The following is a 16,778-nucleotide window of genomic DNA, read 5'->3' as shown; positions in this document are numbered from 1 at the left end:
TCTTAAAACATGGTCAATATCATTTTATTTGGCCCTCCCGGTAGCGGTAAGGGCACTCAGAGTGCTAACCTGATTTCAAAATTCGGGCTTATTCACCTGTCTACCGGCGATCTGCTGCGTAGCGAGATTGAAGCGAAAACACCACTTGGCCTGGAAGCGAAAAAAGTGATGGACCAGGGTATACTGGTACCTGATGAAGTTGTAATCGGCATGATCAGCTCCAAACTGGATGCTAACCCGGAAGCAAGAGGCTTTATTTTCGACGGATTTCCCCGTACTACTGCCCAGGCAGAAGCGCTGGATAAACTGCTGTCCCTGAAAAAGACGGCTATTTCCAATGTACTTGCACTGGAAGTTCCTGAAGATGAATTAATTGCGCGTCTGTTGAACAGAGGTATCACCTCCGGTCGCAGCGACGATGCCAACGAAGACGTGATCAGAGCTCGTATCGTGGAATACCATAATAAGACTGCACCTGTTGCAGATCACTATGCCAAATATGGTAAGTTCAAGAAAATCAAGGGTGAAGGCTCGGTTGACGAGATCTTTGACCGCCTGAGCAAAGAAATAGAAAGCCTGGTAGAGGAAAAAGTTTAATCTCCCGGTTCACATATTTTCAAACGCAAAGATTGTAAGTAAGCATTTTAGCACGCAAAAGCGTAGTTAAAGTGGCTGAACTTAACGATCTTTGCGTTTTCGTATTTAACGCCGTTCTGTTTCAGGGCGCGTTACATTAAGCATAAATAGAATACTTTGGAAAGAGGCAACTTTGTTGATTACATAAGGATCTTCGCTAAATCCGGTAAGGGTGGCGCAGGTAGTGCACACTTCATGCGTACCAAATATAACCCGGAAGCGGGACCAGATGGCGGAGACGGCGGCCGTGGCGGCCACATCATTCTGAGAGGGAACTCCCAGTTATGGACCCTGCTGCACCTGCGCTGGTACAAAAATGTGGTGGCGGAAGATGGTGGCAATGGTAGAGATAATAACAGTACAGGCCGCAATGGCGAGGATGTTATTATTGAAGTACCACTGGGTACTCAGGCATTTGATGAAGAAACCGGCGACCTGGAAGCTGAAATTCTCCAGGATGGAGAGGAAGTCGTATGGATTTCCGGTGGACAGGGCGGTCGTGGTAACAACTTCTTCAGATCAGCGACCAATCAGGCGCCTGATTACGCACAACCAGGTATGCCAAGTATTGAAGGCTGGAAAGTACTCGAACTGAAAATATTGGCAGATGTGGGGCTGGTAGGTTTCCCGAATGCGGGTAAGTCCACCCTGCTCTCTACTATCACTGCGGCAAGGCCTAAAATTGCAGATTACGCGTTCACCACCCTCACTCCTAACCTGGGGATGGTACCTTACCGTAATGACCGTTCCTTTGCGATTGCCGATCTGCCGGGTATTATCGAGGGTGCACATGAAGGCAAGGGACTCGGACACCGTTTCCTTCGTCATATCGAAAGGAACTCCGTGCTGCTTTTCCTGATCCCAGCGGATAGTGCCGATCACAGAAAGGATTATGATATCCTGGTAAATGAACTGGAACAGTACAATCCTGAACTGCTGGATAAACAGTTCCTGCTGGCCATCAGTAAAAGCGATATGCTGGACGATGAGCTGAAAGAAGCGATCGCCGCAGAATTGCCTGCCGATGTACCGGTTGTGTTCATATCATCTGTTACCCAACAGGGCCTCTCTGAGCTGAAAGATATGTTATGGCAGGCGCTGAACAGTGATGTACAACCAAGCCGTAGCCGCCTCGTCAAAGAAGAGGAGGACGAGCAGGAAGAAGAGGATGAGGATTTCGAAGAGGAAGAAGAAAATTAATCACAGATCTGACCAGATTGATCTTTTTATAAAAGGAAGCGGCGTCCATCAATGATGGGCGCCGCTTCCTTTTATAGCAAATGCAATAATTAGTTTTTCAGGTTCAGGTATTTCTTCACCTCTTCATAATTATTCCAGTCAATTTTCGCTTTACGCGCTTCTTCCCCACCAGGGATCAGCACATAACGGTATTGCTGGTATTTTGTACCTGCATTATCCTGCACAGTACTGATATCGCCATTGGAGTACAACTCGATCGTATTCAGGTAGAAGGTCGGATTGATACTCAGATTAGTGTAAATGCTGAAATAAGGTAGTGGTATAACGGTCGGATCAGCTGCGCTGAAGCCATTGAGATATACTTTGATCTCTCCGTTAGTCAGCATCGCGAGGTCTAGTTTTGCTACATCTATCTGTGCAAAATAACCAACGGTATCAATACCGCCACCAGAGGTATGAATTGTATCTGGCTTATAGTCAACGTCCAGCCAATCTGAATAGATCACATTAGCGGAACCCTCAGGGCCTTGAGGACCAGCAGGACCGGCAGGACCAGCGGGACCAGGAGTACCTTGTTCTCCCTGCGGACCAGTATCCCCGTCTTTACCACAGGAAACAGTGAGCACCGCAAATGCCAGCGCAAGGCAAGCGATAATGTTGAAGGACATTCGTTTCATGAATTTAAGTTTTGGTTGTTATAGAAATTTTGGGTGTTGACTAAAGCTCAATTATTTAAGTTGATCAGGGCAGCTACACTAAACTAAACTATAACGGGTTTGCAGATTAATAGTTGTGATTTCCTTGGCTAAATATACAAAACAAACCGGGAGTTTTGAATATCTTGCTATACAGAAATAATTGTCATGAATGAAGGCGCCATGAAAAGTCCTGAACAGGTTACAGCCGCCCTGAATGCCCACTTACAGGAGAAACTGGAAAGAACCGGCTGTACGAAAGGCCGGCTCAAGGCAGAATTCACCTCGACCCTTCTCCTCTCCCTTAGCTGTATACGAACCCGCGATAATAAGTCCATGCTGATATGGGATTTCGATTATCCGTTACAGAAAGCTATCCGGGATTATCTGGAGATCTGTGGCCCCCAGACAGCTATCCTGCAGGTAGATATCGACCTGACCAGGGAAAGCTTCCTTTATACACACCTGTCCAGAGCACAGCATGAGCAACAAAAGCAGGCGGCCGCCCGAGAAGCAGAGAAAGAGATACAGCAACGTAAAGAAGAACTGAAGCAGCATCTGGCAGCGGATACACAACCCATAGGAAAGCCGCTTGCCGAAAAAGTAGCAACCGCACTCCGGCATGGCAGTATCGGTTATACCCACCGGGATTATTGCGGTATGGGACTCGAATACCGTGAGGGACAGTACCATTATGGAGAACTATGGGACGGCGGCATGCATCTCTCGCGGCAATCCTTTGACACTCAGTCAGCATTCGTACAATGGCTGAGTCAGCAATCCAATGCTTCTTTATCCAACATACACCTGAAAGATACCTTCTACTGGGGCAACCAGGTGATTACGCGTGAACGCCTGGAACAATTTCTTCAGGATGGAGCAGCATAAAGTCTGCTTTTATTACTTACTTTACAAAAAAACACCCTGTGAAATACGTTATTACAGCATTCCTTAGCGCATGCTTACTTAGCGCATGCGGCTCCCACCCCACGGCTACAGATACCACTTCTACAGATAGCGCAGCAGTAGCCGGAGATGTTCCGGTTGTAGAATTAAAAACGCCTATGGAGGCACGCATTATGGGAACCTATAAAGGCGACTTTGGCGGCAGCCCTATTTACATCACCATCAACTATTGCAGCGGATTCAAAATAGCTGGTTACAATACGCATAAAGGACTCAGAAGAAACCTGAGTGGTACTATTACTGACAACGGTAGCACCTATGCAATTACCCTGTCAGAACCTGGCGATCATGAATTTGATGGCGTGTTTACAATGAAAATGGATACCTCCCTGGCAACAGCCTCCGGTTCATGGAAGCCAACCAATACCAAAAGCCTGACAACTAAGACTTTTGTACTTGAAAAACTGTCAAAAGACTTTAATAACATTCCCGGCTTTTATTCAGGCAATCATTGTGATATTGAATTTCGTAATGATGGTAACTGTGAGCTGAACTACTACGATAAGATCACTGATTCTACCTTCTCGGGACAAATGATTACCGTGAAAGGGACCTGGGAAAAAAGAGGACAATTTCAGTTGTTTGTGAACTGGGCCGCTACCAGTAACTATCCTAACCGCTCTACCGCGTTTGTAGCAGATGGCGATACCACCATCGGAGAAGGCGATATGGCAGAGATCAGGGGAGATAACTTTGTCATGTACAGTAGCTATTGATTCGATGCCGGTAAGCAGACGTATTCTCTTTTATCTGTTCGCAACTGTGATCCTTTACACCTGCTGGCTGATGCTGCTATTAAGCCTGCCCTACGCGTCATTTGACCGGTATATAGATTTTCTGATCACCAAACAACTGGTGTATCATATCCGGCACTGGCGTATCAGTTTCTATGTACATGTTTTTACGAGTGTAATTGTACTGCTTACAGGACTCCTTCAATTCAGCATTTATATACTAAAAAAAATTCCCGGACTGCATCGCATGTCCGGGAAATTATATGCATTAGTTATACTCGCCTTTAGTGGTCCTTCCGGACTGATTATGGGATTTTATGCGAATGGCGGTCTGCCGGCAAGGATCAGCTTTGTCATACTGGCTTCCCTATGGCTGCTCTTTACTTTTCTTGGCTGGCGTTATGCGCTGCAACGTAACTGGAAACGGCATACCGATATGATGATCCGCAGTTATGCGCTTACGCTCTCCGCTGTTTCACTCCGTTTTTATGCTTTCCTCATCGGTTATTTCAACCTGCCTATTCACCCTGTTCAGGCATACATCCTCATCTCCTGGTCAAGCTGGATACTCAATCTGCTGGTTGCAGAAGCGATCATCCGCCGGGGACTGGGTTATCTTAAAACCGCATTCCCAGCAATGCGTCCTTCTTAACAAAGTGACCATCTCCTGAGATAGCATAGAATTCTTTATTGAGGAATTTACTTTCCACCAGCTCATTATCCTCATATCCTTCTTCTTCCGGATTCTTCTTATATACCTGTGAAAACAGTCCTACTTCAATATTGCCGTTCTCTGTGATTTTCGCTACGCGGAATGGTTCTGACAGTTTTTTATGTCCGCCGATCAGCAGCTTATCAATCAGTTTTCCATGTCCGTCATAGCTAACGATATAGTATTCCGGCGGAGGCGTACCACCCATGATCACATTACGTACGGCATAGATCAATGTCTTGATACTATCGCTGTTTTTTGCCAGACCAACATGATAGAATTCAAAACCTACCTCGCGGGAGAACTTCTCATTATCCCTCATTTCAGCAACGAAACGCTCATATTCATAAGAGATGTAATCTTCACCAAGCTTATCACCATAACGCTCGTCGAGCACCAGTGGATAAGATACCTGTTTGAACTCATGCCAGAAAAGGGTCCATTGCAGCTTTGAAGGATCTGTGGCCCCGCTGATGGCAGTGGTTACAGTCATATTAAAGTCATCGGTACTGCGGAGATATTCCAGGTCCTTATCAGCAAAGATATTCTTGACGTTGCTGTAGCCAAATTCAATGGCAGATACCAGGTAATATTCAGCAGACTTACGGTCTTTTGCTCTGGAATAAACACAAGCCAGGTTATACAGCACTTTGGAGGTCGGTTTATAGTCCAGTGCTTCCGCAAGCTGATAAGCGCTTGCCGCATCCGGAAGATTTTCCTGGTCAGCCAGGGCGTTCCCTAATTCAAAATAGGCTCTTGCCTGTGGTTGTTCGAAGATGGCCTGTTTAAATAATTCGATTGCTTTTGCAGGATCTTTTTTGTTCCGGTACATATCTACCCCATCCAGGAAGTATTTATCGGAGACTTTGTTCTTGCCTTTGCTATTTTGTGCAGCCTTTAAAACAATGTCTTTTTCAAAGATCTGTGCCTCGCTGAGATCAGCAGATTTTCCGGGTTGTTCCTCCGTGTTTGTCTTTGTCTTATTTGTTGGGGAGGTGCAGGCGAAAAGAGAGATGCCCGCAGCCAGCAGCAAAACATATCGCATAGGAATATACTTTATATTATAAAGATAACAACTAGTCTTAATATATCCGGCCCAAACGCAAAAAACCACCGGTTGTGTTACCGGTGGTTCAATTTCATTACTACAGAGCCAACCATGGGATTCGAACCCACGACCTACAATTTACGAAACTGTTGCTCTGCCAGCTGAGCTAGATTGGCGTACAGTTATCGCAATATAGGTCTGTCGACCTGAAAGCGCACAGCGGTCCGGCTTAGAATAAGCCACCCAGAGGACCCAGCATACCGCCGGCAACCCCTTTCATCTCTGACTCCCATGCATTCTCTGCGTTTTTCAGCGCGCGGTTCAATGCAGTGATCAGCAGATCTTCCAGTTCTTCTTTATTATCTTTTTCCAGCAGATGCTCTGCCACATCAATACTTTTTACCTCACGATTACCGGTTACAACTACCTTCACAGCGCCGTCACCAGCTTCTCCATCCACAGTGATATGAGAGAGGCGCTCTTTACTTTCTTTCATTTTAGACTGCGCTTCCTGCAGTTTTCCAAATAAGTCTCCGAACATGGTCAGTTGATTTTAAGGCGCGAAGATATTCCTCTTTTCTTTATCTTAACAGTTTAAATGTACAGGATGTTGGAAACTAAAGTATGTATTGTAGGCGCAGGTCCTGCGGGAACAGCAGCCGCACTTCAACTGGCACAACTCGGTATTCACTGTGTCCTGGTGGACAAAGCTGTGTTCCCCCGCGATAAGGTATGTGGAGACGGTCTCAGTGGGAAGGTGATCACGGCATTGAATAAAATAGATCCTGCTATTGCAACACGGCTCAGGGAAGCCAACTTCAAAGTGAACAGCTGGGGCGTGACCTTTGTCTCCCCCGGAAGACATAGCCTGGACGTAGGTTATCGTCCGGATTACAACAGCGGCAACCAGCAACACAAAGAGACGCCGATAGGTTATGTGTGCAAGCGTATGGACTTTGACAACTTCCTCGTAGATGAGGTCAAACGCCGGTCTGAAATCACCCTACTCGAAGGAGTAACTGTTGATAAATATGAGCTGAAAGAAGACGGTTATTATGTAACCGGCAGCAATGATTTTAAAGTAAAGGCAGACCTGCTGATCATCGCCAACGGTGCGCATTCTTCCTTCACAAAAGAAGTCGCAAATATTACAATGGAACCTGAACACTATGTGGCAGGTATCCGCGCTTACTATAAAAATGTCAGTGGTAATAACCCTGACAATTTCATCGAACTACATTTCCTGAAGGACCTGTTACCGGGCTATTTCTGGATCTTCCCGCTACCTAATGGCGAAGCAAACGTAGGAGTAGGCGTACTCAGTGAAGCGGTGCGTAAAAAGAAGATGAACCTGAAAAAGTCTATGCTCGATATTGTGGCAAACGACCCTGTGTTCAAAGAGCGTTTCAAAGATGCGGAACTGGTCAGCGGTATTGAAGGTTACGGTCTGCCGCTGGGTAGTAAACAACGTGTCATTTCCGGCGAACGTTATATGCTGGTTGGCGATGCTGCTTACCTGATCGATCCTTTTACGGGAGAAGGTATCGGCAACGGACTATACTCAGGCAGAATTGCTGCTTTACAGGCCGCAGAAGCCCTGAAGGCAAATAATACTTCTGCTGCACAGCTGGCAAAATATGACGCGGAAATCTACCGTATACTCGGACCGGAACTGAAACTGAGCCATCGTCTCCAGAAACTGGTAAAATATCCATGGCTGTTCAATACCCTGATGAAGATCAGCAGCCGTAATAAACAATTACAGGAACTGCTGTCCTGCATGTTCTATGAAGTAGACCTGCGTAAAAAACTGGCTAAACCATCCTTCTACGTAAAATTGTTATTCAATCGCTAAACAGTGAAGAAAAAACTCATTCTCCTTTCTCTTATAACCGGCTTTCTCATGCCAGCATCATTTGCACAACAGGCATATTATACGCGCAAAAGCAACGGCTTACTGGACCTCACCGCCCAGGGCGCTGCGCATCTGGCCGAATTACCACTCCGCTGTATGCAGCAGGAGTTTCCTTATAAGACCGGTGTCGTATTTTCCGACAGTTCCCTGGTGATCAATCCAAAGAACTATCATCCGGCATTTTATGGCTGTTATGACTGGCATAGCAGCGTCCACGGTCACTGGATGCTGGTGCGCCTGCTCAAGTCATTCCCTGGTATGGCCAAAGAAAAAGAGATCCTGACCAAACTGTCACAGAACCTGACAGCTGCCAATATCCGGCAGGAACAGGAACTGTTTAAGAACAAGGAAAATAAAGGCTTCGAACGTATTTACGGCTGGAGCTGGTTATTACAGCTTCAACGGGAACTACTAACCTGGAATACCCCACAGGGGAAAGAACTAGCTGCCAATTTACAACCACTGGCGTCCCAGTTTGCCAAATCATATATCGACTTCCTGGGTAAACTGATGTATCCTATTCGTGTAGGAGAACACACCAATCTGGCTTTCGGTCTTTCTCTCGCATGGGATTACGCCGTTACCGCAAAAGACACTGATCTGCAGAACGCGATCCGTCAGGCAGCTATCCGTTTCTATGCAGCTGATAAGAATTGTCCTGTTGCCTGGGAGCCGGGCGGCTACGACTTTCTTTCCCCCTGTCTGGAAGAAGCAGACCTGATGTGGCGTATACTACCGGCAGCTGAATATCAGCGATGGATCAAAGCATTCCTGCCTGATCTGTTTGCCAAAGGTATTACTGCCTTCAAGGTAGCGCAGGTAAAAGATGTCACGGATGGTAAACTCGTACATCTGTATGGATTAAACCTGAGCAGAGCCTGGTGCCTGTATGGCATTGCCCGTCATACAACGGAGAACAGAGAAGCAATTCTCAGTCTGGCGAATCTGCACCTTGAAGCCGCCATCCCGCATGTAGCCAGCGGCGATTATGCCGGAGAACACTGGCTGGCTTCCTTCGCAGTATATGCGCTGACCACAGAGAACAATTAATGCCTATCTTATCCCTATGTACCGGATACTTCCGATCCTTATCTTATTCATGTGTTGTGTCACTGCCAGGTCCAGTGCACAGCAAAAAAACTTTTCCATTACACCGGAACCCTCCTGGCGGGTTCCCTATAAACCGGACCTGAAGCAGGAGCCTGATGCCCGCGATGTTAGTAACGGTTACTATATGCTATTGTTTGAGGAACAACAGCACGTTGAACAATCAGCGATATACCGTCATGAGATCAAACAGATCGTCTCTGAAGCTGGTATTCAGAATGCCGCAGAGATCAAGGTAGATTATGACCCTGTTTACGAAAAGCTGCTCTTTCATAAAATCCTTATCCGCAGAAAAGGGAAACTGATCAATCAGCTACAGGCATCCAAATTCAAAATACTGCAACAGGAGGACGACCTCTCCCGATTCATTTACAGCGGTCTTTATACCGCCTACTATATCCTGGAAGATGTACGCAAAGGCGACCAGATAGAACTGGCTTATACGATCGAGGGGAATAACCCGATATTCGAACATAAGTTCACCAGCCTGTTTTATCTCGCCTCTCCGAGTCCTATCGTCAATTTTCACAGAAGCATCATCACAGATCCTTCCAGAGAGCTCTTCTTCAAAACATTTAATGGCGCACCAATGCCCGACCGGCAGATGGTCAACAATATGCAGGTCTATAAATGGGAAATGACCAACATACAGGCGCCGGAACCTGAAGAAGATGCACCCAGCTGGTACGATAACTATCCGACAGTACAGGCAACAGAATACAGGGACTGGATGGAAGTGATCAAATGGGGTGACCGTGTGAATAAGATCCCCCCTCCTGGTGCTGCCTTGAAAGCAAAGATCGCAGAACTTAAAAGAGAGTCGCACAAGAACAAAGAAACCTACATGCTGAAAGCCATCCGCTTTGTGCAGGATGACATCCGTTATATGGGTATTGAAATGGGGGAATACTCACATCGCCCCAATACCCCGGATAAAATACTCATGCAACGTTTCGGTGATTGTAAAGATAAATCGCTGTTACTCGCCACTATCCTGAAAGCAAACGGCATTTACGCCAGCATGGCTTATGTAGATTCTTACAATAAGGGACGGGTAGTCGATTTCCTGCCGGCGCCGGATATATTTGATCACGCTATCGTGTATGCCAGACTGAATGACAAAGATTACTGGATCGATGCAACCACCAGCTTCCAGCGGGGGAATCTTGCTGCGCTGACCATCTCTGATTTTCAGCAGGGCCTGATCATTGATCCGGCTGGAAAAAATGGATTTACACCGGTCAAGAATATTGCCAATGGTAAAACAGTCGTGTATGAACATTTTCAGCTACCGTCTGACCAGTCTAATGCAGGCAGACTTTCCGTTACGTCCATCTTCACCATGCAATATGCAGATGATCAGCGTGACTTACTGGCCAACAGCAGCCGGAAGGATAATGAGAATACATTCCTGAACTACTACAAGAATATTTATGGTAGTGTCAGTATTGATTCTTCCCTCCGCGTGATTGATAATGAAGATGACGACCGGATAGAAATAAGAGAGAACTATCTGTTACATACTCCCTGGAAAACAGACAGTGCCAGAATAAACCGCATTGACTTCAACGTCAAAGCAAATCTGTTACGTGACGTTTTACCCGCCTATGCAGAAGAAGAAGATAAAAAAACTGCTCCGCTGGAAATGAGATATCCTTTCTCACAGGATTATACCATTACCATAGAAATGCCTTCTGCATGGAGTATTAACGAAGAAGAACTGCACATCAGGAATCCATATTATGCACTTCACTTCGTCCCTTCCGTAAAAGACAATATCGTCACACTACACTATACTTTTGAAACATATCAGGACCATATTCCTGTCAACTTCCTGGATACTTATATCAAAGACAGAAAGAAGATAGATGATTTCCTGGGATTCGTCTTTTACTGGGATATGGAAGGAAAAGCACAAAGTGAAGCTCCTTCCCAGGGCATCAACTGGTTTATCATCGGACTGACCATTTTCTTTGCCGGCGTATTTACACATCATGCACTACGCTTCTATAAAATATCAATTCAGCCCGCGCAGACAGCCTACTACCCTCCTGCTATTAACGGCTTCCTGGTATTGGTTGCTATTGGTATTTTCGTCATGCCGGTGCATACCTTTTATACGCTGATCAATATGGATATTTTCAGCAACAATATCTGGTTACAGCTGGATAAACTCACGAATGCCACACATAGTACTTCATTGCTTCAATTGCTGCTGGTCACCGAACTGGCAGGCGTGATCTGTATGCTCGTATTCAATCTGTTGCTGGTATCGCTTTTTCTGAAGAAACGAGATACATTCCCGAAAGCACTGGTGGTGTTTATCGTCTTCTATCTGGTGTTCAATCTGGCAGACATACTGGCGTTCAATTATGTCTACGAAAGAAAGGACTGGGCAGATGCATCGATACAGATCATTATGCAGGCATGTATTGCAGCCGCTATACTGATCCCGTATATGTTGAAATCAAGGCAGGTAAAAGAAACGTTTATCATGCCATATGAGCGTAATTAAAAAATGTCTCTTAGCAGAGATATCTGAAAAAAAGGCACCTCATATGATATGAAGTGCCTTTTTTATTGCTACAGATTCATCGAACCAATATCAATCGAATCAGATCGTTTCAGAATCATAGATCAATACCTTTTCCCACAGGTGTTTGCAGTTCTCTACAAATGCCAGATGTACAGGATGCTGCTGATAGATATCGTGGCCTGCTTCATCATTGAATACAGTCAGTTCGCAATAGCTATAGCTCTTGTCTATGACAGGACGATCAGTTGCAGCAGGCTTACCTACGTTGAACATCACCAGTGATTCAATTGCTTTCAGAGACTGTACGCCTTCTTCAAATTTCTTAATATCTGCTTCTGAAAGACCTGGCTTCAGCCAGAAATTTACAACGTGTACAAACATCTTCTTTATAGTTTAAGTATGTGAAACAATTTATCAGCTGATCGCATGAATGTATTTCCGCACATTGATCCTGTTTACAATATAGACCAATACAATTACTATTACAGCTGCGATACCGGTACCAGCTGCGATCCACGGTGAGATGACCATATCATATATGGCCAGCTGTCCGGAGGCCCACCATTGCAACGCAGCGACCAGCGCCAATGCGACAATACCGATAGCAATATACAAGGGCACGAACTGACGCATGAGGTATCGCTGTAACTGTCGGGGTGCGGTTCCTAAAGTGACCAGCAATTGTATCTCTTTTTTACAGCTTGCGATCACCAGCTGGATGAACATACTGAATACCAGCAGTGCAAATAATAACAGGACTACACCAAAAAAGCCAATAACAGATACAATGGTCTGTACGATCATTTTTGTCTTGCTGTATTTGATCTTATCCTGGTTGGTATTGTAACCCTTATCATCCAGGTATTTTACAAGTTTCGGATTAGATGGATCTTTGGTTTTGATGATCACGCGGGAGGGAGATGCCGCCACGCCATTACCAAACTTACCATTCGCCCATTCCATAAAGCTGCCAGGTACCAGGAAGCTGGATATGCGGTCAGAAAACCCTACGATACGTCCGGTAAATTCCTGCGTCAGCAAACCCTGGGAGATGGTTATTTTCATAGGGATTGCCTTCACTGTTTCCTGTGAGATCTGTGGAAGATCCTGACTTAATGCAAAACCAAAGTTATAGAGGTTGAGAAAATCATTTGGCAGGATAATAGGGATGGTATTATCAGCAGGCGTCCACTTCCATTCTTCATTTTTCACATCAATAAAAGAATCGGGTACAGATTCAAAAAACATATCCGTATAGAAATGCAGATCACCAGGTGCGGCGGCTGTTACTTTGTATTGATTGGAGGTAATAAATCCGAATGCTTCTACAAAAGATTGTTGCCTGATATCTGCGATTTCAGCAGCGGTGAACACGCTTTGTCCGCGTTGCCCCATCATGGCATTTGTGATCTTTTTATTGATCACAAGAAAATCTGCGCTTTCATTCGCATTCTGCTGGCTGTATAACAACTGGTCAAAGTCAGAATGAGCCTGTATCGCGATCAGGAGCAATATCATGGCAATGCCTAATCCACCGGCAGCCATGATAAGCCGGGACCTGCCAATACCGGTCTGAATGATTTTTTTGAGTAACTGGTAAAAGGATGGCATCATAAGTTATAATGTATATCATATGCAAATCTGGTATCGTTGTCCAGATCTGTTAAAATAAATCCTGCTTTACGCGCTTTACATTCTTCTGCTATGAGTTGTGCTGCACGTTGTGCATTTTCCTCATCCAGGTGACTGAATGGTTCATCCATGATCAGCCATTGAAAAGGCTGTACCAGTGCCCGGATGATCGCTATACGCTGGCGTTCGCCATAAGATAGCGTACTACCGCTCTGGTTCAGCACATGCGTGACATTCAGTTTTGCAGCCATCTCCGCTACCTTTTCAGCGGTACAGTATGGCTGACCGTTCATAACCCTTTTCAGTTCAATATTCTCTCTGGCGGTCAACTGTTCGAATACACGCAGATCCTGGAATATGACGCTTACCTGCTCCTGTCGCATCGCCGCAATAGTTGCTTTGGAATGGGAGGCCCATGGCTGACCATTTACCAGTACCTGACCGGTATAATCCGTTCTGATATAATACAGGTAATGCACCAGGGTGGTTTTACCGGTACCGGAAGGCGCTTTTATTTTGATGAAACTACCCGGGGTAAATGTTATCTGCCTGTTCCAGATATCTGAGGATCGCTGCAGGATCTTGTCCCGCAGCGGAACAGGCACCAGGTTTTCTAACTGTATCTGCATGTAACTGGTGTTCTTGAAATGATGACTCAATATAGAGCTTTTTCCAAATGAAAATGTCCATGGTGGTTGTACCGCCATGGACATTTCCGTTATCTTTTTTAATAAGACTATTTTTTACCTGCTTCAGTAGCGTCTGCAGCCTGTGCTGCGCTATCTACTGCTGCAACAACGCTATCAAGCGGAGCAGCTTCTGCTTTCTTTGATTCTTCCAGGAACTTAGCTGTTTCTGTGCCCAGGTTTACCAGTTGCACGAGGCTGTTTTCGTTCTCATTTTTGAAGTTCAGTACGATTTCAGAATGCTGTGTTTTACCGTCGAAAGAGTTGCTGATAGCAGTCATATCTTTCAGCAGATTCTTGAATTTACCAGCCAGCGGTCTGCCTTCTGCAGGAATTTCGCTATCCGGAATATTATTCACGATCTTCTCGAAGTTTACATAAGCGCCCATTGGGTTGCCTTTGATCTTGCTTACGAAACTATTATCCAGACCACCCGCTTTGCTTTTGCCAGCCAGGTATTCCTGTAATAATGCTGAATCAGAAGCACTTGTCACCAGTTTATCGGTGATAGAGATAGCTGGCATACCAGGGAAGTTCTGCGTCAGCGCATAACCATCCCCCTGTTTGGTGAAGAAGCCTTTCAACATCGGAGAGGTCATTACTTTATCAAAAGCAGCCTTGTCGCCTACTTTCATCGCAAATACCCATTTAGACTCAGGAGAAGTGGTGGAATCGCCGTCATACAGACTTGCTTTTTTCTTCATTTCGAAGTCAGAAGCTACGAATACCAGTTGTCCTTTGAATGCATTCAGGATATCGTCCAGTGTCAGACCAGAGCTTTGCAGCCCCATATTAGCGATACCATCCAGGCCGGTGCTTTTTACGATATCACCGATCATGCGGAAGTCAAAGCCGTATACGAGGAAACCGGTGATATTCTGGGAAGGATATTTCTCCAGCATATCCAGATCAGCTTCCATGTTGCCATATTTCTTGTAGATAGCTGCCAGGTCCTTTCCTACGTAGGAAGTACCTTCCACAACGATCTTACCTTTATCAAAGTTTACCGCGCCTGTGTAATAACAACCAGCCAGCAGTGTTTTCAGGTTAGCCGGCATCATAGCAGCCTGTGCGCTGTAGATGGGCTCCGGATTCACATACAGGCTAACGTCTGCATTATTTTTCAGCAGATCATTGAACGCTTCAATAGAACCAGCGGTTTCTTCTTTTTTCAGGTGGAACAGGTGATCTACTTCAGTTACCCATTGCTGAGCCCCTTCTGTGGTAACGAGCGCTGCCGGTTGAGCAGTATTAGAGTCTGCAGACTCTTCGCTGTCAGAATCTCCACCTGGCACAGGAGGCATCGCACCTGGAGGCAATGCTTTCTGCATAGCGTCACCTTCTGTTCCTTTCAGGTAGATAACGGTGCTTTTATTCCATGCGATTACCGCTTCCTGTTTTTCTTCCAGGATGTATTTATAGTCAGACTTTGTTTGCAGAGAGAAGTTGCTGACATTTTTTTTCAGGTAATCTTCGAATTTGCCTGCATCTTTCAGACCGCCAGTCAGCGCCACATAAGACGCCTCCTTGCCATATACAACAGATACGAAGGAATTAGCCTGCAGGTCCAGTCCTGAATTCTCAATATCCTTCCAGAACTTCTGCGCTTCGCTGAGCGAATCCTTTTCCTGTACAGCGGCGAAAAGTTTATCCATGGTAATGCCGTTGGTAATCAGCTTCTTGCTGATTTCCTTACTGTTTACGCTTACAACAACGCTGGCTGTCTTAGGAATGTATTTGCTCTGTTCCGGTACCTTGGAACAGGAGGATAGCAGGATCGCGACGGCCGATGCGGCTAACAAAGCTTTGGAAAACATTTTTGTCATAATCGGGGGATAAAATTAAAAATGAGTGAATTGGACGCTAAAATACTCTCTTTTTCGTTTACTACCTTATAGGGGCCCAATATAAATTAGCGATTTTATTCATATATTAGCATTTGGGCATCCATTGGGGGTTGTCAGGAAATAGTGTGATAAGACATTCATTTCTACGCTATTATTATAAAAATAAAAGCTGCAATAGTTTTATACCTTTGCACTATAAAGAGGTCTCTAAATGATTCTAAATCCTATTATTGAAGCGCTGTTATGTTCTTAATTCTTTTACAATACATCCGTCCGGTAGCTGCCGTAGAGCATTATATGGAGCAACATAGAGCATTCCTTGATAAGTTCTATAAAAGCGGACAATTTATACTGGCTGGACGTCGTAAGCCCAAGTCCGGAGGATTGATCATTTGTAAAGCGTCAAGCCGTAAAGAAGTAGAGCAAATTATGACTGAAGATCCACTGGATAAATACCAGCTGGCATTGTATGAGATCATCGAGTTTGAGCCAACATCCTACGTCAACGAGTTACAGTCTTATCTTTCCTAACGAAATGCCTGATTACGTATAATAACCATATCTGTAATCAGGCATCCGCAGACTTACTATTTCCCATTAAAATTATTTTCGGCCTCTTTCGCTCTTTCAAAATCCAGTATAACGGAATTGATACAGTAGCGTAACCCAGTCGGAGGAGGACCGTCGTCGAATACATGTCCGAGATGTGCCTTGCAACGTCCGCACATTACCTCTGTGCGATGCATGCCGTGTGTATTGTCAGGCGCATAGATCAGGCTACCCTTGGTCACCGGCTCAAAAAAGCTGGGCCAGCCACAACTACTTTCAAATTTTGCATCTGATACAAACAGCGGGTTACCACAGGCAGCACAGTAATAGGTGCCGTCATCCTTACTGTTCCAGTATTTTCCTGTAAATGCCCATTCGGTTCCCTTTTCCCGGGCAATATTATATACCTCCGGAGATAAGCGCTCTTTCCATTCTTCGTTGGTGAGGTTCACTTTGCTGGTATCCGTTCTTGAGTATACATCACTCTTTTTCTGGTCTTCCATAGACTTATTTTT

General features: G+C 45.3%; 17 protein-coding genes and 1 tRNA gene. 9 read left to right on the top strand and 9 right to left on the bottom strand.

Features of this window, described 5'->3' with window-relative positions; all coding sequences use genetic code 11:
• Positions 1-9 precede the first annotated feature (9 nt).
• Both BMZ72_RS17605 and obgE read left to right on the top strand, forming a co-directional pair.
• On the top strand, positions 10-597 hold the full coding sequence (locus BMZ72_RS17605) for an adenylate kinase (RefSeq protein ID WP_012788512.1): 588 nt from the start codon (positions 10-12) through the stop codon (positions 595-597).
• Positions 598-753: 156 nt separating this feature from the next.
• Entirely contained in the window at positions 754-1,836 is a 1,083-nt protein-coding gene (obgE, locus tag BMZ72_RS17600; protein WP_089810648.1) for a GTPase ObgE, read from the top strand.
• 89 nt (positions 1,837-1,925) lie between these two features.
• Here the strand turns inward: obgE and BMZ72_RS17595 are convergent, their stop codons facing one another.
• On the bottom strand, positions 1,926-2,513 hold the full coding sequence (locus BMZ72_RS17595; RefSeq protein ID WP_143087722.1) for a hypothetical protein: 588 nt from the start codon (positions 2,511-2,513) through the stop codon (positions 1,926-1,928).
• A 186-nt stretch (positions 2,514-2,699) separates the two neighbouring features.
• Between BMZ72_RS17595 and BMZ72_RS17590 the strand changes: the two genes are divergently transcribed.
• Genes BMZ72_RS17590 through BMZ72_RS17580 form a run of 3 tightly spaced genes read left to right on the top strand, consistent with a single transcriptional unit; the run spans position 2,700 to position 4,883 of the window.
• Complete coding sequence (locus BMZ72_RS17590) at positions 2,700-3,419, top strand: hypothetical protein (protein ID WP_089810643.1); 720 nt, start codon at positions 2,700-2,702, stop codon at positions 3,417-3,419.
• Between the two features lie 38 nt (positions 3,420-3,457).
• Positions 3,458-4,213: a hypothetical protein gene (locus tag BMZ72_RS17585; RefSeq protein WP_143087721.1), complete on the top strand. Its 756-nt coding sequence runs from the start codon at positions 3,458-3,460 to the stop codon at positions 4,211-4,213.
• Positions 4,191-4,883, top strand: coding sequence for a DUF2306 domain-containing protein (locus BMZ72_RS17580; protein ID WP_255373226.1), 693 nt, complete (start codon positions 4,191-4,193; stop codon positions 4,881-4,883). Before BMZ72_RS17585 ends, BMZ72_RS17580 begins: the two co-directional genes overlap by 23 nt.
• On the opposite strand, the gene BMZ72_RS17575 is transcribed toward BMZ72_RS17580, so the two are convergent.
• The 3 genes from BMZ72_RS17575 to BMZ72_RS17565 all read right to left on the bottom strand — a co-directional run bounded on the left by BMZ72_RS17575 (position 4,849) and on the right by BMZ72_RS17565 (position 6,532).
• Complete coding sequence (locus tag BMZ72_RS17575) at positions 4,849-5,988, bottom strand: tetratricopeptide repeat protein (RefSeq protein ID WP_089810637.1); 1,140 nt, start codon at positions 5,986-5,988, stop codon at positions 4,849-4,851. The two genes, BMZ72_RS17580 and BMZ72_RS17575, sit on opposite strands and share 35 nt — an antisense overlap.
• Positions 5,989-6,094: 106 nt before the next feature.
• A tRNA-Thr gene (locus tag BMZ72_RS17570) sits at positions 6,095-6,167 on the bottom strand.
• Positions 6,168-6,220: 53 nt separating this feature from the next.
• A complete protein-coding gene (locus tag BMZ72_RS17565) occupies positions 6,221-6,532 on the bottom strand; it encodes a YbaB/EbfC family nucleoid-associated protein (protein WP_089810635.1) in 312 nt (103 codons plus the stop codon).
• Positions 6,533-6,598: 66 nt separating this feature from the next.
• Between BMZ72_RS17565 and BMZ72_RS17560 the strand changes: the two genes are divergently transcribed.
• Genes BMZ72_RS17560 through BMZ72_RS17550 form a run of 3 tightly spaced genes read left to right on the top strand, consistent with a single transcriptional unit; the run spans position 6,599 to position 11,528 of the window.
• Positions 6,599-7,846, top strand: coding sequence for an NAD(P)/FAD-dependent oxidoreductase (locus tag BMZ72_RS17560; RefSeq protein WP_089810633.1), 1,248 nt, complete (start codon positions 6,599-6,601; stop codon positions 7,844-7,846).
• 48 nt (positions 7,847-7,894) lie between these two features.
• Positions 7,895-8,956 carry a DUF2891 domain-containing protein gene (locus BMZ72_RS17555; RefSeq protein WP_089810631.1) on the top strand — a complete coding sequence of 354 codons (1,062 nt, stop codon included), beginning with the start codon at positions 7,895-7,897 and terminating at the stop codon, positions 8,954-8,956.
• 16 nt (positions 8,957-8,972) lie between these two features.
• On the top strand, positions 8,973-11,528 hold the full coding sequence (locus BMZ72_RS17550; RefSeq protein WP_089810629.1) for a DUF3857 domain-containing protein: 2,556 nt from the start codon (positions 8,973-8,975) through the stop codon (positions 11,526-11,528).
• Between the two features lie 99 nt (positions 11,529-11,627).
• On the opposite strand, the gene BMZ72_RS17545 is transcribed toward BMZ72_RS17550, so the two are convergent.
• From BMZ72_RS17545 to BMZ72_RS17530, 4 genes are read right to left on the bottom strand one after another with little or no spacing between them, the layout of a single operon-like run.
• Positions 11,628-11,930 carry a Dabb family protein gene (locus tag BMZ72_RS17545; RefSeq protein WP_089810627.1) on the bottom strand — a complete coding sequence of 101 codons (303 nt, stop codon included), beginning with the start codon at positions 11,928-11,930 and terminating at the stop codon, positions 11,628-11,630.
• A gap of 33 nt (positions 11,931-11,963) precedes the next feature.
• Positions 11,964-13,163, bottom strand: a complete 1,200-nt coding sequence (locus BMZ72_RS17540; RefSeq protein WP_089810625.1) for an FtsX-like permease family protein — start codon at positions 13,161-13,163, stop codon at positions 11,964-11,966.
• Positions 13,160-13,888 (bottom strand): ATP-binding cassette domain-containing protein, encoded by a 729-nt coding sequence (locus tag BMZ72_RS17535; protein WP_177222822.1) that lies wholly within the window; start codon positions 13,886-13,888, stop codon positions 13,160-13,162. The genes BMZ72_RS17540 and BMZ72_RS17535 overlap by 4 nt, the downstream gene beginning before the upstream one ends.
• 29 nt (positions 13,889-13,917) lie before the next feature.
• A complete protein-coding gene (locus tag BMZ72_RS17530; protein ID WP_089810621.1) occupies positions 13,918-15,693 on the bottom strand; it encodes a DUF4836 family protein in 1,776 nt (591 codons plus the stop codon).
• A 264-nt stretch (positions 15,694-15,957) separates the two neighbouring features.
• Between BMZ72_RS17530 and BMZ72_RS17525 the strand changes: the two genes are divergently transcribed.
• Entirely contained in the window at positions 15,958-16,245 is a 288-nt protein-coding gene (locus BMZ72_RS17525) for a YciI family protein (RefSeq protein ID WP_089810619.1), read from the top strand.
• 56 nt (positions 16,246-16,301) lie between these two features.
• Here the strand turns inward: BMZ72_RS17525 and msrB are convergent, their stop codons facing one another.
• Positions 16,302-16,766: a peptide-methionine (R)-S-oxide reductase MsrB gene (msrB, locus tag BMZ72_RS17520; RefSeq protein ID WP_089810617.1), complete on the bottom strand. Its 465-nt coding sequence runs from the start codon at positions 16,764-16,766 to the stop codon at positions 16,302-16,304.
• Positions 16,767-16,778: the final 12 nt, after the last annotated feature.

The organism is Chitinophaga sp. YR627 (assembly GCF_900114995.1).
In the GTDB taxonomy this organism is placed as follows: domain Bacteria; phylum Bacteroidota; class Bacteroidia; order Chitinophagales; family Chitinophagaceae; genus Chitinophaga.
This window is presented reverse-complemented; position numbering and strand designations above follow the sequence as displayed.

Excerpts from the sequence above, each read along its gene's own strand:
- BMZ72_RS17605 (WP_012788512.1), top strand. The coding sequence starts at position 10 with ATGGTCAATATCATTTTATTTGGCCCTCCCGGTAGCGGTAAGGGCACT.
- BMZ72_RS17595 (WP_143087722.1), bottom strand. The coding sequence starts at position 2,513 with ATGAAACGAATGTCCTTCAACATTATCGCTTGCCTTGCGCTGGCATTT.
- BMZ72_RS17590 (WP_089810643.1), top strand. The coding sequence starts at position 2,700 with ATGAATGAAGGCGCCATGAAAAGTCCTGAACAGGTTACAGCCGCCCTG.
- BMZ72_RS17575 (WP_089810637.1), bottom strand. The coding sequence starts at position 5,988 with ATGCGATATGTTTTGCTGCTGGCTGCGGGCATCTCTCTTTTCGCCTGC.
- BMZ72_RS17565 (WP_089810635.1), bottom strand. The coding sequence starts at position 6,532 with ATGTTCGGAGACTTATTTGGAAAACTGCAGGAAGCGCAGTCTAAAATG.
- BMZ72_RS17560 (WP_089810633.1), top strand. The coding sequence starts at position 6,599 with ATGTTGGAAACTAAAGTATGTATTGTAGGCGCAGGTCCTGCGGGAACA.
- BMZ72_RS17555 (WP_089810631.1), top strand. The coding sequence starts at position 7,895 with ATGCCAGCATCATTTGCACAACAGGCATATTATACGCGCAAAAGCAAC.
- BMZ72_RS17550 (WP_089810629.1), top strand. The coding sequence starts at position 8,973 with ATGTACCGGATACTTCCGATCCTTATCTTATTCATGTGTTGTGTCACT.
- BMZ72_RS17545 (WP_089810627.1), bottom strand. The coding sequence starts at position 11,930 with ATGTTTGTACACGTTGTAAATTTCTGGCTGAAGCCAGGTCTTTCAGAA.
- BMZ72_RS17540 (WP_089810625.1), bottom strand. The coding sequence starts at position 13,163 with ATGATGCCATCCTTTTACCAGTTACTCAAAAAAATCATTCAGACCGGT.
- BMZ72_RS17535 (WP_177222822.1), bottom strand. The coding sequence starts at position 13,888 with ATGGCGGTACAACCACCATGGACATTTTCATTTGGAAAAAGCTCTATA.
- BMZ72_RS17530 (WP_089810621.1), bottom strand. The coding sequence starts at position 15,693 with ATGACAAAAATGTTTTCCAAAGCTTTGTTAGCCGCATCGGCCGTCGCG.
- BMZ72_RS17525 (WP_089810619.1), top strand. The coding sequence starts at position 15,958 with ATGTTCTTAATTCTTTTACAATACATCCGTCCGGTAGCTGCCGTAGAG.
- msrB (WP_089810617.1), bottom strand. The coding sequence starts at position 16,766 with ATGGAAGACCAGAAAAAGAGTGATGTATACTCAAGAACGGATACCAGC.